Origin of the sequence: uncultured Allobosea sp. (assembly GCF_945957345.1) — a bacterium.
Classification (GTDB): Bacteria; Pseudomonadota; Alphaproteobacteria; order Rhizobiales; family Beijerinckiaceae; genus Allobosea.
This window is the reverse complement of sequence record NZ_CAMFKW010000016.1, coordinates 1-18,538: the sequence shown is the minus strand read 5'-3', so window position 1 is coordinate 18,538 and position 18,538 is coordinate 1. Positions and strand designations below refer to the sequence as shown.

General features: G+C 66.4%; 18 protein-coding genes. 16 read left to right on the top strand and 2 right to left on the bottom strand.

Annotation, left to right across the window (positions count from 1 at the left end):
• Positions 1 to 50: 50 nt before the first annotated feature.
• Positions 51 to 1,457: a flagellar biosynthesis protein FlgA gene (locus tag Q0Q36_RS10190; RefSeq protein ID WP_293797862.1), complete on the bottom strand. Its 1,407-nt coding sequence runs from the start codon at positions 1,455 to 1,457 to the stop codon at positions 51 to 53.
• A 151-nt stretch (positions 1,458 to 1,608) separates the two neighbouring features.
• Between Q0Q36_RS10190 and Q0Q36_RS10185 the strand changes: the two genes are divergently transcribed.
• The 6 genes from Q0Q36_RS10185 (at position 1,609) to Q0Q36_RS10160 (ending at position 7,662) form a co-directional block, all read left to right on the top strand.
• A complete protein-coding gene (locus Q0Q36_RS10185) occupies positions 1,609 to 2,643 on the top strand; it encodes a 4-hydroxythreonine-4-phosphate dehydrogenase PdxA (protein WP_293797861.1) in 1,035 nt (344 codons plus the stop codon).
• Positions 2,644 to 2,714: 71 nt separating this feature from the next.
• Positions 2,715 to 3,710 (top strand): tripartite tricarboxylate transporter substrate binding protein, encoded by a 996-nt coding sequence (locus tag Q0Q36_RS10180; RefSeq protein ID WP_293797859.1) that lies wholly within the window; start codon positions 2,715 to 2,717, stop codon positions 3,708 to 3,710.
• Positions 3,711 to 3,839: 129 nt separating this feature from the next.
• Entirely contained in the window at positions 3,840 to 4,328 is a 489-nt protein-coding gene (locus Q0Q36_RS10175; protein WP_293797858.1) for a tripartite tricarboxylate transporter TctB family protein, read from the top strand.
• Between the two features lie 18 nt (positions 4,329 to 4,346).
• Positions 4,347 to 5,858, top strand: a complete 1,512-nt coding sequence (locus Q0Q36_RS10170) for a tripartite tricarboxylate transporter permease (RefSeq protein ID WP_293797856.1) — start codon at positions 4,347 to 4,349, stop codon at positions 5,856 to 5,858.
• 34 nt (positions 5,859 to 5,892) lie between these two features.
• Positions 5,893 to 6,810: a dihydrodipicolinate synthase family protein gene (locus tag Q0Q36_RS10165; protein WP_293797854.1), complete on the top strand. Its 918-nt coding sequence runs from the start codon at positions 5,893 to 5,895 to the stop codon at positions 6,808 to 6,810.
• 132 nt (positions 6,811 to 6,942) lie between these two features.
• Positions 6,943 to 7,662, top strand: coding sequence for a ribonuclease activity regulator RraA (locus Q0Q36_RS10160; RefSeq protein ID WP_293797852.1), 720 nt, complete (start codon positions 6,943 to 6,945; stop codon positions 7,660 to 7,662).
• A 28-nt stretch (positions 7,663 to 7,690) separates the two neighbouring features.
• Here Q0Q36_RS10160 and Q0Q36_RS10155 read toward each other — a convergent pair whose 3' ends face one another.
• Complete coding sequence (locus Q0Q36_RS10155; RefSeq protein WP_293797851.1) at positions 7,691 to 8,164, bottom strand: hypothetical protein; 474 nt, start codon at positions 8,162 to 8,164, stop codon at positions 7,691 to 7,693.
• A 216-nt stretch (positions 8,165 to 8,380) separates the two neighbouring features.
• Between Q0Q36_RS10155 and Q0Q36_RS10150 the strand changes: the two genes are divergently transcribed.
• The 10 genes from Q0Q36_RS10150 to Q0Q36_RS10105 form a co-directional block, all read left to right on the top strand.
• Positions 8,381 to 9,037, top strand: coding sequence for a helix-turn-helix domain-containing protein (locus Q0Q36_RS10150; protein WP_293797850.1), 657 nt, complete (start codon positions 8,381 to 8,383; stop codon positions 9,035 to 9,037).
• A 183-nt stretch (positions 9,038 to 9,220) separates the two neighbouring features.
• Positions 9,221 to 10,834: a cytochrome-c oxidase, cbb3-type subunit I gene (ccoN, locus tag Q0Q36_RS10145; RefSeq protein WP_293797962.1), complete on the top strand. Its 1,614-nt coding sequence runs from the start codon at positions 9,221 to 9,223 to the stop codon at positions 10,832 to 10,834.
• A gap of 13 nt (positions 10,835 to 10,847) precedes the next feature.
• Entirely contained in the window at positions 10,848 to 11,612 is a 765-nt protein-coding gene (gene ccoO, locus Q0Q36_RS10140) for a cytochrome-c oxidase, cbb3-type subunit II (protein ID WP_293797849.1), read from the top strand.
• A gap of 11 nt (positions 11,613 to 11,623) precedes the next feature.
• Complete coding sequence (locus Q0Q36_RS10135; protein WP_293797848.1) at positions 11,624 to 11,779, top strand: cbb3-type cytochrome c oxidase subunit 3; 156 nt, start codon at positions 11,624 to 11,626, stop codon at positions 11,777 to 11,779.
• A gap of 3 nt (positions 11,780 to 11,782) precedes the next feature.
• Entirely contained in the window at positions 11,783 to 12,667 is an 885-nt protein-coding gene (gene ccoP / locus Q0Q36_RS10130) for a cytochrome-c oxidase, cbb3-type subunit III (RefSeq protein WP_293797847.1), read from the top strand.
• Positions 12,639 to 14,123 carry a cytochrome c oxidase accessory protein CcoG gene (gene ccoG, locus Q0Q36_RS10125; RefSeq protein WP_293797846.1) on the top strand — a complete coding sequence of 495 codons (1,485 nt, stop codon included), beginning with the start codon at positions 12,639 to 12,641 and terminating at the stop codon, positions 14,121 to 14,123. Before ccoP ends, ccoG begins: the two co-directional genes overlap by 29 nt.
• Positions 14,124 to 14,143: 20 nt before the next feature.
• Positions 14,144 to 14,665: a FixH family protein gene (locus Q0Q36_RS10120; protein WP_293797844.1), complete on the top strand. Its 522-nt coding sequence runs from the start codon at positions 14,144 to 14,146 to the stop codon at positions 14,663 to 14,665.
• Between the two features lies 1 nt (position 14,666).
• Positions 14,667 to 16,865, top strand: a complete 2,199-nt coding sequence (locus Q0Q36_RS10115; protein ID WP_293797843.1) for a heavy metal translocating P-type ATPase — start codon at positions 14,667 to 14,669, stop codon at positions 16,863 to 16,865.
• The gene (ccoS, locus tag Q0Q36_RS10110) at positions 16,862 to 17,035 is read left to right on the top strand and encodes a cbb3-type cytochrome oxidase assembly protein CcoS (RefSeq protein ID WP_293797841.1); all 174 of its coding nucleotides are present in this window, start codon (positions 16,862 to 16,864) and stop codon (positions 17,033 to 17,035) included. Before Q0Q36_RS10115 ends, ccoS begins: the two co-directional genes overlap by 4 nt.
• A 125-nt stretch (positions 17,036 to 17,160) precedes the next feature.
• Positions 17,161 to 18,538 (top strand): DNA translocase FtsK (locus Q0Q36_RS10105; protein ID WP_293797839.1); only part of this gene is annotated, 1,378 nt, incomplete at its 3' end.

Here is an 18,538-nt window from a genome sequence, read left to right as displayed (position 1 = left end):
TTGCTCCACTGTTCCCGGCCGCTCCGTTACGGCACGCGGCTTCCGCGCTGTCAAACGGACGCGTCATTCCCGACAAAGAAGAGGGCATCCTGTCGCCGGCGCATCGCCAGCAATCCGGAAGCTTCGGGGATTGCGACATCGCCGAGGCGGATCGCCTCGCCCGCCTTGACGGCCCGGGCAAGCGTCCGATCGGCGACGAGATAGAACGGGGCAGGGCGCTCAACCGCGAGCGCCGCTGCTGGCCTCACCTCCGCACCGACGCCGTCGATGCTGTGATGGTGCCCGCCCATCGTGAGCACCGTCCCGGCCGCGAGATCGCGCTGCGCCACCGCGACGAGATCCTGCCGCGGACGGTAGTCGTCGCCGTAGCCTGAGCGGCCGAGCCCGGCAGCGTCGAGAATGGACGTCGCAACCTCGACACCCAGCAGGTGGCGCGGCAGGTAGAGAGCCGCGGTCTCGCCGCTGCGGCTGACGACATGGCCCTTGCCGGCGAGCATCTCCCAGGTCTCGGCATTGTCTGAGCGTACGACGATGAAGACGCCGCCGGCAAAGCTTGCTTCCTCCGCGAGGCGCAGGTGGTGGAACACGTCGATGCGGCGTGTGCCGCGCATCAAGCCGCCGTCGCTACGTTCGGCGAAGAGATCGGCCAATTCCGGCACGCGAGCCGGCGGCGCATGGAAGCCGGCGGCGTCCGCCGAGAAACCGAGCGCATTGGCGACGAGCGTCATCTCGCAGAGATCGGGCACGGCCCGCAGCGGGAAGGCCTCACCAAGGATGCGCGCTCGCTCGTCAGCGGTGGCGATGATGGAGCGTTTGCCCGGTAGCCAGTGCTCGCGCAGGGCCGGCAGCGAGCGGGTTACGCCGTTGCAGGTGACATCGCCGGTCGCGGCGTCGAGCACGAAATCATACTCGCTCGACTTGCCGGCGGCGATGATCTCCAGGCCGATCACCTCGGCCCAGCTCGCGAGCGCGATCAACAGGCTCGGCTGGTCGCCGTCGACCGGCGTCACCACGACGCCCTTGTCACGAGCGATCCGCGCCAGGCCCGGCCCAACGACGCTGTCGGCCTCCTTCGACACCAGCGCGACATGGCGTCCGGCGTCGATCGCGGCGAGGCTGTGCCGCGTCGCAGCTTCGGGGCTTCCGGTCGCTTCGACGAGCAGCGCGAAGGGCAGTTCCATCACGACATCGAGGCGCGCCGCCGCGATGCGTTGTCCGGCATTCCAGGCAGTCTTCGCCTCAGCCGCCGTCTGACACAGCGCAATCTCGCGAGGCTCGAAACCCGCCGCGGCGAAGGCCCGGCCGGCTGCTTCGGCCGTGACATCCACCGCGATGCGCGCATTGACCAGTCGCGTCCGGCGCGACTGCGCGAGATAGCTGCGCCCGAAGCTGCCGCTGCCGACGAGGCAGGTTTCGACCGGCTCGGTGATACCGGCGTAATGCGCATGGAAATTCATTCGGCCCTCCTCCGGCGTAACCAATCCACGGCCAGCACCTATCGAATGCGTACATCGATTTTAATATGCTGCATACAGCATACTTGAGTGAGATGGCGGCCTGTGTTAGCCAACGGAGCCAGAACAGCGGACAGGCAGCGGAGTTGCGGCCATGAATGAGCGGACGAATGACGCCTTGCCGGTGATTGCGGTGGCGATGGGCGATCCCTCAGGCATCAGCCCCGAATTGACGGCCCGCATCCTGTCGGAGGCCGATCTGCGCGGCGCTGCCCGCTACGTCGTCTTCGGCGACAAGCGCCTGCTCGATCTCGGCATCAAGGACGGCGGCGCCGATCCGCAGGTCCAGGTCGTGAAGGACAGCGAGGCGCTGCCGCTCGGCGACCGGCCGGTCTTCGTCGATCTCGCCAATCACGACCCCGCCGATCTCAAGCGTGGCACCGCGACGCTTGCCGGCGGCAAGGCCGCGACCGAGAATTTCCGCCGCGCGCTGCAATTCGCCGCTTCCGGCAAGGCCGATGCGGTGTTCTTCACGCCCTTCAACAAGGCGGCGATGCGCTTCGCCTATCCCGGCTATGACGACGAGATCCGCTTCGTGCGCGATGCCATCGGCTTCGAGGGCGCGGCGAGCGAGTTCAACATCCTCGACAAGCTCTGGAACGCCCGCGTCACCTCGCATATCCCGCTCTCCGAGGTGGCGCAGAACATCACGCAGGAGCGCATTATCAGGGCGCTGACGCTGGCGGATGCCAATCTGCGCGCCGCCGGCTTCAACCCGCCGCGCATCGCGGTCGCCGGCATCAATCCCCATGCCGGCGACGGCGGCAATTTCGGCCGCGACGAGATCGAGACGATCGAGCCGGCGGTGAAGGCGGCCAAGGCCAAGGGCTTCACGGTCGAGGGGCCATTCCCGTCGGATACCGTCTTCCTGCGGGCGAAGAATGGCGATTTCGACGCCGTGCTGACCATGTATCACGATCAGGGCCAGATCGCGATGAAGCTGATCGGTTTCGACCGCGGCGTCACCTTGATCGGCGGCTTCCCCTTCCCGATCTGCACGCCGGCCCATGGCACCGCCTATGAGATCGCCGGCAAGGGCATCGCCAATCTCGGCGCGACGCGCGCCGCGCTCGCGCTGGCCATCAAGATGGCCCAGGACGGAAAGGCCAAGGCCCGCGCTGCGGCCTGACGATCCAAGCATTTTCGACAAAGCCGCCGGCAAGAGCGGCCTTGCAAGATCAAACCCTAGGGAGAGAAACCATGAAGACCATCGCCATTTCGGCAGCGTTCGCCGGCGCGCTTGCGCTCGGCGGCATCGGGGCCGCTCAGGCCTGGGAGCCGACCAAGCCGATCGAGTTCGTCGTCACTTCGGGCGCCGGCGGCGGCACCGACAATTTTGCCCGCATCATCCAGTCGATCATCACCAAGCATAAGTTTACCGAGCAGCCGATCGTGGTGGTGAACAAGGGCGGCGGCTCGGGTGCCGAAGGCTATGTCTACGGCAAGGGCGGCAAGGGCGATCCGAACCGCGTCATCTTCGGCACCAACAACGCCTATCTGCTGCCTTACGTCGCCAAGCTCGGCTACAAGGTCTCGGACCTGACGCCGGTCGCGGCGCTGGCGCTCGACGAGTTCCTGCTCTGGGTCAAGGGCGATGCCCCCTATGCCGACGCCAAGAGCTATATCGAGGCGGTCAAGGCCAAGCCGATGGGCTTCAAGATGGGCGGCAGCCAGTCGAAGGACACCGACCAGACCCTGACCTCGATGATCCAGGACGCCACCGGCGTGAAATGGATCTATGTGCCCTTCCAGGGCGGCAGCGCCGCGGCCGTGCAGCTCGCCGGCGGCCATATCGACTCCAACGTCAACAACCCCAACGAGAATATCGGCCAGTGGAAGGCCGGGCAGGTGAAGCCGCTCTGCGTCTTTTCGCCGGTTCGTCTCGCCAAGAGCGACGCGGTCTTCGAGGGCAAGGGCTGGGGCGACATCCCGACCTGCAAGGAAGCGGGCCTGCCGCTGGAAACCTTCCAGATGCCGCGCACCGTCTGGCTGCCGGCCGACGTCCCGGCCGACGCCGTGACCTATTATGCCGGCTTGCTGGAGAAGGTTTCCAAGACCCCGGAATGGCAGGAATTCGTGCAGCGCACCGCCCAGACCGCCAAGTTCATGAAGGGCGCCGAGCTCGCCGATTTCGTCGCCAAGGACGAGGCGGCGAACAAGAAGGTCTTCGAGAACGAAGGCTGGGTCGCGAAGTAAGGTGGGATCGTCATTCCCGGGCGGCGCAGCCCGCCGACCCAGGAATTTCATGACGAGAAGGCTGGTTTCCGAGATGGCCGGGTCAAGCCCGGCCATGACGCGCAAGCCCTGAAAGGGAGAACCCACCGCATGATCACCCGCTTCTGGGCCGAGATCGGGACCGCGATCCTGACGCTGGTCTTCGGGCTCGTCATCGTGAAGGGCTCGCTCGAATTCGGCATCGGCTGGGACACGTCCGGCCCGCAGCCCGGCGCCTTTCCCTTCTATGCGGGGGCGCTGATCGCGTTGGCGAGCCTGGGCACGCTGGCGATGACGGTCGGCCAGCGCATCGCGGGCAAGGCCATCCTCGCCGAGGAATTCCTCGACGCCGAGCGCGGCAAGCGGGTGCTGTCATTCCTGCTGCCGCTCGTCGCCTTCGTCGTGCTCAGCGCGACGCTCGGCATGTATGTCGCGACGATCCTTTATCTCGTCTTCGCGATGCGCTTCCAGGGCGGCTATGGCTGGCTGCCCAGCCTCGTCACAGCCTTCGTGACCGCTGCCTTCTTCTATTTCGCGCTCGAGAAATTCTTCCAGATCGGCCTGCTCAAGGGTCCGATCGAGCCGCTCATCGGCCTCTGAGACGGCGGGGATATCAGCATGGACAACATCGCCAACCTGATGCACGGCTTCTCGGTCGCGCTCACCACGCACCACCTCCTGCTGATGATGGCGGGCGTGCTGCTCGGCGTGCTCGTCGGCGTCTTGCCAGGGCTCGGCGCGCCGAACGGCGTCTCGCTGTTGTTGCCGTTGACCTTCTCGATGGACCCGGTCTCGGCGATCATCCTGCTGACCTCGCTCTACTGGGGCGCGCTTTTCGGCGGCTCGACCACCTCGATCCTGTTCAACATTCCGGGTGAACCCTCATCGGTCGCGACGACCTTCGACGGCCATCCGATGGCGAAGCAAGGCAAGGCGACCGAGGCGCTCTCCTTCGCCTTCCTCTCGGCCGGCTTCGGCGCGCTGGCCGGCGTCATCCTGATCACACTGCTCTCCGGCTGGGTAGCGAAATTCGCGCTACGCTTCTCCTCGCCCGAATATTTCGCCGTCTATTTCATGACCTTCGCGAGCTTCATCGGGCTGGGCGGCGCCTCGCCCTTCAAGACGGTCGTCTCGATGGCGATCGGCTTCGCTCTGGCGACGATCGGCATGGACTCGGTCTCCGGCAATGTACGCCTCACCTTCGAGTTCGACGTGCTGCTCGCCGGTGTCAGCTTCCTGATCGCGGTCATCGGCCTGTTCGGCATCGGCGAATTGCTGCTGACGATGGAGGAGGGGCTTAAATTCGACGGCGTCGCCGCGAAGGTGCGCGTCAGCGACGTGCTGCGCACTGCGGTGAAGCTGCCGCGCTACTGGCTCGCCCTTTTGCGCTCCTCGCTGATCGGCATCTGGATGGGCATCACGCCGGGCGGGCCGACGGCGGCCTCCTTCATGAGCTACGCCATGGCCAAGCGCTCCTCGCGCAATCCAGCCAAGTTCGGCAAGGGCGAGCCCGAGGGCGTGATCGCGCCGGAGACGGCCGACCATGCCGCCGGCTCCGCCGCCATGCTGCCGATGCTGGCGCTCGGCATTCCCGGCTCCGCCACCGCGGCGGTGATGATGGGCGGCCTGATGATCTGGGGCCTCAATCCCGGCCCGACGCTCTTCACCGATCGCCCGGATTTCGTCTGGGGCCTGATCGCGTCTATGTATCTCGGCAATGTCGTCGCGGTCGTGGTCGTGCTGGCGACGGTGCCGCTCTTCGCCTCGATCCTGCGCATCCCCTTCTCGATCATCGGGCCGATCATCGTGGTGATCTGCTTCATCGGCGCCTTCACCGCCGCGAGCAAGGAATTCGACATCTGGCTCGCGCTGGTCTTCGGCCTCGTCGGCTATCTCTTCAAGAAACTCGACTATCCGATCGCGCCGCTGGTGCTCGCCATGGTCATTGGTGACAAGGCCGAGGACGCCTTCCGCCAGTCGATGATCTTCAGCCAGGGCTCGCTCTCGATCTTCTGGTCGAACCCTCTGGTCTCGACGCTGATGACGATCGGCGTCGCGCTGCTGGTCATGCCGGTCATCGGTTCGGTCGCGCGCCGCTTGCGCGGCACCAAGGCCACCAGCACTGTCTGATTTCCGCCCTGTCCGCCACCGACGAGATGACGCCATGACCGAACCCTACAAGGGCATCCTGCCGATCGCGCCGACCATCTTCCACGAGAACGGCGACCTCGATGTCGAGGGCAACAAGCGCGTCATGGACCTGATGGTCGACCAGGGCGTCGACGGCATCTGCATCCTCGCCAATTTCTCGGAGCAGTTCCTGCTCACCGACGAGGAGCGCGAACAGGTGATGCGGCTATCGCTGGAGCAGGTCGCGGGCCGCGTCCCGGTCATCGTCACCACCTCGCATTTCGCGACCCGCATCGCCGCTGCCCGCGCCAAGGCCGCAGCCGATGCCGGCGCCAAGATGCTGATGATGATGCCGCCCTATCACGGCGCGCTGCTCAAGGCCGACGAGCAGGGCATGATCGAGCATTTCAAGGCGGTGGCCGATGCCTGCGGCATTCCGATCATCCTGCAGGACGCGCCGCTCTCCGGTGTGACCATGACCGTGCCCTTCATGATCCGGCTGGCGAAGGAGGTTCCGCTCGTCCGCTATTTCAAGATCGAGGTGCCCGGCACGGCCAATAAGCTGCGCGCGCTGATCGAGGCCGGCGGCGATGCCGTGGTCGGCCCTTTCGACGGCGAGGAAGCGATCACGCTGATGGCGGATCTCGATGCCGGCGCGACCGGCACCATGACCTCGGCGATGATCCCGGACCTGATCAAGCCGATCATCGCGACCCATGCCGCTGGCGACCGCAAGCAGGCGGCGGCGCTCTATGCCCGCGTCCTGCCGATCATCAATTACGAGAACCGCCAGTGCGGCCTGCGTTCGGCCAAGGCGGTGATGAAGGAGGGCGGCGTCATCAAGTCGGAAGCCGTGCGCCATCCGCTGACCCCGCTGCATCCGAAGACCCGCGAAGGCCTGATCGAATTGGCGCGCGAGCTCGATCCGCTGGCGCTACGCTGGGGTAAATAGGCGGCCCCTGAGAAGGCAGGGGCGGGGTTGCGTTTTTCGCGCCCCGCGCTGCCTTTACAAAGCGGGTCGGATCGCGGGAACCTCTCCGTTGCCTGCCGCCCGGCGGGAGCCAGGACGGAAGAAGGTGAGCGCATGCCCAGTCTCAAGCCGGAAACCCGCGAGAAGCTGCGCGGGGTCTCCGTCGCCACGCTCTGCACGGCCTTGTTCAAGCGCGGCCTGCGCAACCAGTTCATCCAGGATGTCCGCCCGCTCAATCCCGGTGCCGGCACCATGGTCGGCGAGGCCTTCACCTTGCGCTACATCCCGGCGCGCGAGGACCTGAACCCGCTCTCGGTCTTTCAGGACCGCGCCCATCCCCAGCGCAAGGCGGTCGAGGATTGTCCGCCCGGCGCCGTGATGGTGATCGACAGCCGCAAGGACCCGCGCGCGGCCTCGGCCGGCGGCATCCTTGTCTCGCGCCTGATGAAGCGCGGCGTCGCCGGCGTCGTCACCGATGGCGGCTTTCGCGACTCCCACGAGATCGCGGGGCTGCCGTTCCCGAGCTACCATACCCGCCCGTCTTCCCCGACCAACCTGACCCTGCATCAGGCGATCGATATCAACGTGCCGGTCGGCTGCGGCGATGTCGCGGTCTGGCCCGGCGACGTCGTGGTCGGCGATGCCGAGGGCGTCATCGTCATCCCCGCCCATCTTGCCGACGAGGTCGCGGCCGAGGCCGTCGAGATGACCGCCTTCGAGGATTTCGTCACCGAGGAGGTCCTGAAGGGCCGCTCGATCCTCGGCCTTTACCCAGCGACGGAGGAGCAGACCAAGGTCGATTTCGCGGCTTGGCGGAAGGCCAACGGGCGCTGATCCGGCTCGCTTGCCGGTTTGAGGCAGGTCAATTGGTGGCTGTCGGCGCCAGTTGCGCCCGGCCCAGAACCATCATCCGGTCGAGTTGGAAGCCTGAGCGCTGGAGCGCGTCATGGTCCTGCGGCCAGGCGGCGGAGCGCTCCAGCGAGATCGCGATCCGGGGCAGGTCGAGTTCAACGGCGAGCTGATTGGCAAAGCGCAGCAGCGCGTTGACCAGATGCGTGCCGGGTAGCCGAAGCATCGCGAGTTCCGAGATTTCCAGCGCGGCGCTGCCCGCGATCGTCTGCGCGACGCGAAAGGTGAAGATGGCATGCGGCATGGCCCGCGTGTCGCGCAAGGCGAAGACGCCGCGCGGCCTGGCGCCGTCCTGCGAATTGTCGCGCACGAATTCGGCCCAGCCTTCCGGCGTCACCTCCGGATGCAGCATGGCGACGAGGTTGAAGACCGTGTCGGCGCCGGCCGGCGCGATGCGCGCGACCTCGAAGATATCATCGCCCGTCACCGTGGCCTCTCCCGAATTCAGGGCCGCACGGTGGTTGCGAGAGGCGCAGTGTCGCATTGATCTGGATCAATTTCGCCGGCTGCGGCGGGAAGCGTGCTTTGTGACCTTGTCCGCGTCGGTTATGGTCTTTTCGATAAGTGGGAAGATGCGATCGTGAACTGTCATCCTTCGGCCTGTAGCGCTGCGCACCGTGGCGAGGGCAATTGCCGCAGCTGCATGGTTCGCCTGGTCAGCGTCTGCGCGTCGCTGTCCGACGACGAGCTGGCGCTGCTGGAATCGCTGGCGCATCCCACGCATTTCGCCTCCGGGGAGACGCTGTTCACGCAGGGGCGCGAGGCGCATTCCGTCTACAACGTCACGGCCGGCGTCGTGCGCCTCTACAAGCTTCTGTCGGATGGCCGACGTCAGGTCGTCGGCTTCGCCCTGCCGGGCGATTTCCTCGGTCTCGCGATGCGCGATGCCTATGGCTTCTCGGCCGATGCGATCGGCGGGGTCTCGGCCTGCGCCTTCTCGCGCGGCGCCTATACCGCGCTGGTCGATGCCAAGCCGCATTTGCTGAAGCGCCTGCACGAGTTCGCGACGCATGAGCTGACGCTGGCTCACGAGCAGATGATGCTGCTCGGCCGGCGGACCGCCGAGGAGAAGCTGATCTGTTTCCTGCTCGGCATGCAGCAGCGCTGGGCCAGGCTCGGCAAGCCTTCGGTCACCGTGCCGCTGCCGATGACGCGGCAGGACATTGCCGATTTCCTCGGCCTGACCATCGAGACGGTGAGCCGCACCTTCACGCGTCTCGCCAAGGACAAGACGATCCTGATCGTCCCCGGCGGTGTGCGTGTGATGAACCCCGAGCGCATGAGCGCCGTCGCGGCCTGAGTCTGCGCCGCGACGCCGCACCCTGCGCGCCGCCGCCCTTGACCTGAATCAACGCCCCGCCTTCTCCCGCTCGCTAAGCCATTCCGCGAATGGCGCGCTCATGCGCCGGCGACGAAGCGGGAGTCGGATGTGACGGCAACGGCAAGCCCTGTCAGGCAGGCAACTGTCGGCGAAATGATCGGCATGCTGATCGCGGCGGCCTGCGTGCTGCCTTTGATCATCATCGCGGCGTTGACCGAGAGTTCCGGCTATGCCTTCCATGCCGTGCTCGGCGTCCTGGCATCGGCCGCTGCCATCGTCCTGATCGCCAATCGCTGCTTCGACGGCACAGCCCCGGTCGAGCCGCAGGAGATCGACGGCAAGCCCAATTACAACATGGAGCCGGTCAAGTTCGCGACCGTGGCCGCCATGGTCTGGGGCATCGCCGGCTTCGCGGTCGGCTTGCTCATCGCCTCGCAGCTCGCCTTCCCGGCGCTGAATTTCGACCTGCCCTGGATCAATTTCGGCCGGATGCGGCCGCTGCACACCTCGGCCGTGATCTTCGCCTTTGGCGGCAATGTGCTGATCGGCACGTCCTTCTATGTCGTGCAGCGCACCTGCCGCGCGCGGCTCGCAGGTATCCTGTCGCCCTGGTTCGTCGTGCTCGGCTACAACTTCTTCATCGTCATCGCCGGCACGGGCTACCTGCTGGGCATCACCCAGGGCAAGGAATACGCCGAGCCGGAATGGTATGCCGATCTCTGGCTGACCATCGTATGGGTGGTCTACCTGCTGGTCTTCCTCGGCACGGTGATAAAGCGCAAGGAGCCGCATATCTATGTGGCGAACTGGTTCTATCTCGGCTTCATCCTGACCATCGCGGTCCTGCATGTCGGCAACAATGTCGCCGTGCCTGTCTCGGTCTTGTCGCCGCGCTCCTACGGCCTCTGGTCGGGCGTGCAGGATGCGATGTTCCAGTGGTGGTACGGCCATAACGCGGTCGGCTTCTTCCTCACCGCCGGCTTCCTCGCGATCATGTATTATTTCGTGCCCAAGCGCGCGGAGCGGCCGATCTACAGCTACCGGCTCTCGATCATCCATTTCTGGGCGCTGATCTTCATCTATATCTGGGCCGGTCCCCACCATCTCCACTACACCGCGCTGCCCGACTGGGCGCAGACGCTGGGTATGACCTTCTCGATCATGCTGTGGATGCCCTCCTGGGGCGGCATGATCAACGGCATCATGACCTTGTCCGGCGCCTGGGACCGGCTGCGCACCGATCCCGTCCTGCGGATGATGGTGGTCTCGCTCGCCTTCTACGGCATGTCGACCTTCGAAGGCCCGCTGATGTCGATCAAGGCGGTCAACGGCCTGTCGCACTACACCGACTGGACCATCGGCCACGTCCATGCCGGCGCGCTCGGCTGGGTCGCCTATATCTCCTTCGGCGCGATCTACTGCCTCGTGCCCTGGCTCTGGAACCGCAAGGGCCTCTACTCGCTCAGGCTGGTGAGCTGGCATTTCTGGATCTCGACCCTTGGCATCGTCTTCTACATCTGCGCGATGTGGGTCTCCGGCATCCTCCAGGGCCTGATGTGGCGCGCCTACACCTCGCTCGGCTTCCTCGAATATTCCTTCATCGAGACCGTTGCGGCGATGCACCCCTTCTATGTGATCCGCGCACTGGGCGGCGCCCTGTTCCTGATCGGCGCGCTGATCATGGCCTTCAACCTCTGGATGACCGTGCGCTCCGAGAGCGCGGCCGAGATGCCGCGCGTGGATGAGGCGCCGGCACCGCTGGCCATGGCCGTCTGAGGAGTTTCCGGCAATGACGAGCATCGAACACAAGCCCGCGCGCCGGTCGCTCTGGGCCAAGCACAAGATCTTCGAGACCAACTCGATCGTCCTGCTCATCGGCGTCCTGCTGGTGATCTCGATCGGCGGCCTCGTCGAGATCGCGCCGCTCTTCTACCTGAAGAACACGATCGAGACCGTGCAGGGCATGCGTCCCTATACGCCGCTCGAGATCGCCGGTCGCGCGATCTATGTCCGTGAAGGCTGCTATCTCTGCCACAGCCAGATGATCCGGCCGCTGCGCGACGAGGTCGAGCGCTACGGGCACTACTCGCTCGCGGCCGAAAGCATGTACGACAAGCCCTTCCAGTGGGGCTCCAAGCGCACCGGGCCGGATCTCGCCCGTGTCGGCGGCAAGTATTCCGACGAATGGCATCGCCTGCATCTGATGGACCCGCGGCTGATCGTGCCGCAGTCGATCATGCCGGGCTATCCTTTCCTGGCGAAGACCGAGCTGAACTACAGCGATATCGCCGACGATCTGCGCGCCAACCGCGCCGGCGGGGTGCCCTATAGCGACGAGATGATCGCGCAGGCGCAGAGCGACCTGAAAGCGCAGGCGACCCCGGATCATCCCGGCCAGGCCGATCTGGAGAAGCGCTACCCCAAGGCGCAGTCGCGCGATTTCGACGGCGACCCGCAGCGCATCACCGAAGCCGACGCCTTGATCGCCTATCTCCAGGCGCTCGGCACGCTGGTCGACTTCAAGCTCTACGACGACAAGGCCAACATCCGTTGAGCGAGGCTGCCATGCAAACGACCTATCACTGGCTCGCCGGCTTCGCCCAGTCCGCCGGTCTTCTCTACTTCGTCGCCGTCTTTCTCGGCGTCTGCCTCTACGCCTTCTGGCCCAGGAACCGCGCCCGCTTCGAGCAAGCCGCGCTCAACCCGCTGCGCGAGGACTGAACGATGGATCCGCATCACGAAGCCCCGCATGTCGATCCTCACACCGGCATCGCCACCACCGGCCATGAATGGGACGGCATCCGCGAGCTCAACACGCCGCTGCCGCGCTGGTGGCTCGGCATGTTCTACGCCTGCATCGTCTGGGCCTTCGGCTACTGGATCGTCTATCCCGCCTGGCCGCTCCTGACCGACACCACCAAAGGCGTGATCGGCTATGCCAGCCGCGCCGATATCAGCGCCGACATGGCGCAGTTGAAGGCCCAGCGCGCCGTCCAGGCCGCCGGCATGACTGAGGCCACGCCGGCGCAGATCAAGGCCGACCCGACCCTGTTCCAGATCGCGATGGCGCAGGGCAAGGCCGCCTTCGGCGACAACTGCGCAGGCTGCCACGGCGTCGGCGGCGCCGGTGCCAAGGGCTATCCGAACCTCAACGACGACGACTGGCTCTGGGGCGGCTCGCTCGACGCGATCCAGCAGACCATCACCCATGGCATCCGCGTCGCCGGCAATGACGAGACGCGGGTGAGCCAGATGCCCGCCTTCGGCCGCGACGGCCTGCTCAAGCGCGACGAGATCGTCGCCGTCGCCAATCATGTCCGCGAGCTTGCCGGCCTCTCGACCGAGCCTAAGGTCGATCTCGCCCTCGGCCGCAAGATCTTTGCCGACAACTGCGCCGCCTGCCATGGCGAGGCCGGCAAGGGCAATCAGGAGATGGGCGCGCCCAATCTCACCGATGCGATCACCCTCTACGGCATGGACATGGCCTCGCTGACCGAGACCATCACCAACAGCCGGGGCGGCGTGATGCCGGCTTGGGGCGGGCGCCTCGACGCGACGACGATCAAGGCCTTGACCGTCTATGTCCACTCGTTGGGGGGAGGACGGTAGCGTGAGCACGGCCGGGGCCGATCCCGACGACATCCCGCTTTTCGCTGCATCGGCGAAGGTCTATCCGCAGAGCGTGTCCGGCCCGTTCCGGCGCGCGAAGTGGTTCATCCTCTTCCTGTGTCTCGGCATCTATTACCTGCTGCCGTTCCTGCGCTGGGACCGTGGCCCGTACCTGCCGAACCAGGCGGTGCTGGCGGACATCGCCAATAACCGCTTCTACTTCTTCTTCATCGAGATCTGGCCGCAGGAGGTCTATTACTTCACTGGCCTTCTGATCCTGGCGGCCTTCGCACTCTTCCTGATGAATGCCGTCGCGGGCCGGGTGTGGTGCGGCTATCTCTGCCCGCAGACGGTCTGGACCGACCTCTTCCTCGTCGTCGAACGCTTCTTCGAGGGCGATCGGCGCGAGCGCATGCGGCTGGACCAGGCGCCCTGGAACCTCGACAAGCTCTGGCGCAAGGTGGCCAAGCACACGGTCTGGATCGTCATCGCGTGGTGGACCGGCGGCGCCTGGGTGCTGTATTTCGCCGATGCGCCGACGTTGGTGCGTGAGCTCGCGACCTTCACCGCGCCGGTCTCGGCCTATGTCTGGATCGCGATCCTGACTTTTACGACTTATTCGCTCGCTGGCATCATGCGCGAGCAGGTCTGCAAGTTCATGTGCCCCTGGCCGCGCATTCAGGCGGCGCTGACCGACGACGAGGCGCTCAACGTCACCTATCGCTACGATCGCGGCGAGCCGCGCGTCTCGGTCAAGCAGGCCCTCAAGCTGAAGGCGCAGGGCGCGCCGGCCGGCGACTGCATCGACTGCCACCAATGCGTCGCCGTCTGCCCGGTCGGCATCGATATCCGCGAGGGCTCCCAGCTCGATTGCATCCAGTGCGGGCTCTGCATCGACGCCTGCGACACCGTCATGGCCAAGATCGCCCGCCCCAAGCGATTGATCGCCTATGACACCGACAACAACGTCAAACGCCGCATTGCCGAGCTGCCCGCCATCTACCGTCCGTTTCGCGCTCGCACGGCGATCTATGCGGTGCTGATCGCCGTGGTCGGCGGCGCCATGCTCTGGCAGCTCGCGACGCGCCGCACCGCTGAGATCTCGGTGCTGCACGAGCGCGCTCCGCTCTTTGTGACGCTGAGCGATGGCTCGATCCGCAACGCCTATGCGATCCGCTTGCTCAACAAGCGCCCGGAGCCGCGCCCCTTCGCGCTGACCGTCGACGGGTTGCCCGGCATCCGCATCGAGGCGGTCGGAGTGGCACCCACCGCCGATGTCAGGCCTGTCGTGACCGTCGACCCGGATTCCTCGCGCGAGGTGCGCGTGCTCGTCACCGTGCCGGCCGGCGTGCCGCTCGAAGCGTCGCAGGCCATCACCATAACCGCCTCGGATCTCTTCGCCGGGGAGACCGTGCGCGCGACCGACCATTTCATGGCGTCCGGAGGCAAACCATGAGCTGCTGCGGAGTTTTCCTGATGTCCTGCGACACCCCTGCCGCCCCGCATCCGCGCCGCCGCTTCAGGCTGACCGGCGGTATGGTCGCCGCCATGCTGGTGCTGTTCTTCGGCGTCATCATCTCGGTCAACGCGACGATCCTCACCGTAGCGCTGCGCACCATGCCGGGCGTCGAGACGCGCAGCGCCTATGAGGACAGCCAGCACTTCAACGAGGCGATCACCCGGCAGCATGAGCGCGACGCGCGCGGCTGGAAGGCATCGGCCAACCTCGCGAGGCAAGGTGAAGGCGCCACGCTTGCTGTGACGCTGGCGGACCGTCTCGGCCAGCCACTCTCGGGCTTCGCGACGACGGCGCGCTTGCGCCATCCGGCCACTTCGGCGCGCGATCATGCCATTGCGTTGAGCGAGCGCCAGCCCGGCCGTTACGAGGCGGGCTTCGAGCATATCGAAGCCGGTGCCTGGATCCTCGAGTTGCAGGCGCGGCGAGGCGAGGATGTCGTTTTCGTCTCGCGCAGTCGCGTCACCCTGCCGGAGACATAAGATGGCGGCGCAGGACCTATCCGTCTTCGTGCGCCATCGCGATGGCGGCATCGCCAGCATGGAGCTCGCGGTCGACGGTATCCGCTGCGCCGGCTGCATGCACGCGATCGAGAACGGGCTTACCCGCGAGCCCGCCATCCTCGGCGCCCGCGTCAATCTCGCGCTGAAGCGCGTCTCGGTCGAATGGCGCGAGGCCCTGTTGCGGCCGGAAGCCGTCGTCGACAAGCTCGGCGCGCTCGGCTTCAAGGCCTATCCCTTCGTGGCCGAGCGGCAGGAGGATGACGCTGCCGGCGAGGAACGCAGCCTGATGCGCCGCCTCGGCGTTGCCGGCTTCGCCTCGATGAACATCATGCTGCTCTCGGTCGCGGTTTGGGCCGGCAATAGCGGCGATATCGACCCGACGACGCGCGATTTCTTCCACTGGCTCTCGGCGCTGATCGCCCTGCCGACGGCGGCCTATGCCGGCCGGCCCTTCTTCGAGAGCGCGCTGCGCGCCCTGAAGGCCGGCGCCGTCAACATGGACGTGCCGATCACCATCGGCGTCGTGCTGGCGCTCGCCATGTCCGTCGCCGAGACCTGGACCCATGGCCGCCACGCCTATTTCGACGGCGTGGTCATGCTGCTCTTCTTCCTGCTGATCGGGCGCTATCTCGACCAGCTCATGCGTCGCCGCACCCGCGATCTCGCCGGCAATCTCGCTGCGCTGAAGGCCGAGACCGCGACAAGGCTCGCCGCCGACGGCAATTGGACGATCACGCCGATCGCCGCGATTGAGCCCGGCGATTGCGTCCTAGTGCGCCCCGGCGAGCGCGTCTCGGTCGATGGCATCGTCGAGACCGGCCGCTCCGAACTCGACCAGAGCCTCGTCACCGGCGAGACCGCGCCGGCCGCGATCGGGCTGGGCGAGCGCGTCCATGCCGGCACGCTGAACTTGACGGGCGCCCTGACCATCCGTGTCGAGGCAGCAGGTCAAGGCACGCTGCTCGACGAGATCGACCGGCTGATGAATCAGGCCGTCGGTAGCCGCTCGCGTTACGTCCGTCTGTCGGACCGTGCGGCGCGGCTCTACGCTCCGGTGGTCCATACGTTGTCGGCCGCGACCTTCCTCGGCTGGCTCGCCTGGGGGCTGAGCTGGCCCGAGGCGCTGATGATTGCGGTGACCGTCCTGATCATCACCTGCCCCTGCGCGCTCGGCCTCGCGATCCCGGCCGTTCAGGTCGTCGCGGCCTCCGCCCTGTTCAAGCGCAAGATCATGCTGAAGGAGGGCGATGCGCTGGAGCGCTTGGCCGAGGCGGATATCGCCGTCTTCGACAAGACGGGCACACTGACGCTGCCCGAGCCGGATATCCTCAATCCTGAGGCGCTGCCGGCCGAACGGCGGGCGGAGATCGGTGCGTTCGCAGCAGCCAGCACCCACCCGCTGGCACAGGCTTTGGCCCGCGCACTCGGCGCCACCGCTCCCCGAACGGATATCCGCGAGGAGCGTGGGCACGGCCTGTCGGCTGGGGAAGGCGACGACGAGCAACGCCTCGGCAGCCTCGCCTTCTGTGATGCCGAAGCCGAGGCGGTCTCGGTAAAGGCTCTCCATCCGGGCGCTTCGCTGATCGCCTATCGCCATGGCTCCTATTGCACCGTCCTGGCGCTCGGGCAGCGCTTGCGCCCGGGTGCACGCGCGACGATCGATGCCTTGCGGGCTGCAGGGCTGGAGATCGCGATCCTCTCCGGAGACCGGCCGGAGGCCGTCGCGCCGATCGCGGCAGCGCTCGGCATCACACATGTGCAGGCCGGGCTGCTACCGGCCGACAAGTTGAACCTGCTCGACAGCATGGCGGCGAATGGCCGCAAGGTACTGATGGTCGGCGACGGACTCAATGACGCGCCGGCGCTGGCAGGCGCCCATGTCTCGATCTCGCCGGTCAGCGCCACCCATCTCGCGCAGGCCGCGGCTGATATCGTCTTCCTCGGCGACAGCCTCGCACCGGTCTCGGCCGCGCTCGGCATTGCGCGGAAGGCGCGCGGCTTGATGTTGCAGAACCTGTGGTTTGCCGTGCTCTACAATGCGGTGGCGGTGCCGATCGCCATCGCTGGACTGGCGACCCCGCTGGTCGCCGCAATTGCCATGTCGGGCTCGTCGCTGGTGGTAACCCTCAATGCCATGCGCGCCCGCGGCCGTAAGCCATCACCGGAGGCAGAGGCATGAACATCATCGTGATCTTGTTCCCGCTCGCGCTCGGGCTCGGTTTGCTCGGACTTGGTGCCTTCTTCTGGTGCATGAGATCGGGCCAGTTCGCAGATCTGGAAGGCGCTGCCTGGCGCGTGCTCCAGGACGATGACGCCACCGCGCCGCCCGCGGAAAAGCAGGCGCGCTGACGCCTGCGGCGAGGCTGATCGCGCCAGCTTCGGACATCGAAAGAGAGGCCGCCGGAACGGTCTCTTAACCCTGCCGGGCTAGGACTGGGTCTCAGGTTAACGAAGCGTAGTGTTCGCCTAAGCCCATGCAAAAACTGGATCGTCTCCGCCGCGCGAACGCCGTCGTTTCCGAGGATAATCGCCTCGCTCAACCACAGCAGGCCGCACCATCCGCAACGCCCAACCTCTCGGCCGAAGAGCCGATTCGGTCCGAGCCGGCACCGTCCAGTCTCTGGCCGACCTATGTTCGTCCCTCGCGCTCTGCCGATGCCCAGCGCAAGCTGGCGCAGGCCGAGCGGGAGCTCTCCGCTTCGCCGGTCCTCGGACAGCGCTTCGACATCAGCCTGTCCCCGAACGCTCCTGTTCCGGGCGAAAGCCGCGTCCGCTTCTGGCGCACGCCGGATCACCTGATCCGGCAGGTCTGGGGCGCGCCCGGTGCCGAGCTCGCGCCCGAACCCGTCATGGACGAGCCGGCCGATTTCGAGCTGACCTTCGACGCGGACGAGAACGCCTTCGTCGATGAGATGCAGCCCCTCGACATGGCGTTCGAGGCGCCTGTGGAGATCGTCGGTCACCCCGAGCAGGATGTCGCGACGCCGCTCGATTTCATCTCGGATCACGCCTTCTGGGAATGCGTGCCCGAGGCCGAGCGCGACGATGCCGATTTCGCGTTCGATCCCGTCGCTCCGACGATGGCGGCGGAAGTGATGACCCATGCCCCGGCCATCGCTTTTGAAGAGCAGCCGGTCGCGATGCGCGAAGCCGCGCCGCTGCCGATCACCACTCCGGTCGTTGCACCGGCCTGGTCAGGTTTCGGCTGGGGACAGAGCTATCAGGTGAGCTTCCAGATCGCGACGCCGTCCTGGTCGGTGCCGGCGGCCGAAGCGCCCGTGATCGAGGACGAGGCTCCGCTTTCGGCCGAGCCCGCGGTCGCGGTAAAGCCCGGCGTACCGCTGGCGCGCAGCACGCGCCCCCCGGTCGAGCCCAAGCCTGCTCTGCCCAAACCCGTTCAACCTCAGCCTGTTCACCCAGAGCCCGCTCAGCCTCAAGCCGCTCGTCCCGAGCCGGTTGCGGTCGAATCGGCCAAGGTCACCCCGTTCCGGGCCAAGCTCCGCCTCGTCGAACTGCCTGTCGTGCAGGATGCCGGCTTCCAGCTCCCACCGATCGAGTTCCTGGCCGAGCCGCCGCAGGAGCAGGCCGAGACCATGCCGGTCGAGATGCTCCAGCAGAATGCCGGCCTGCTCGAAGGCGTGCTCGAGGACTTCAATATCCGCGGTGAGATCGTCCAGGCCTGCCCGGGTCCGGTGGTCACCTTGTACGAACTCGAGCCCGCCCCCGGCATCAAGAGCTCCCGTGTCATCTCGTTGGCGGACGACATCGCGCGTTCGATGAGCGCGGTGTCGGCGCGCGTTGCGGTGGTTCAGGGCAAGAACGCGATCGGTATCGAACTGCCCAACACCCGCC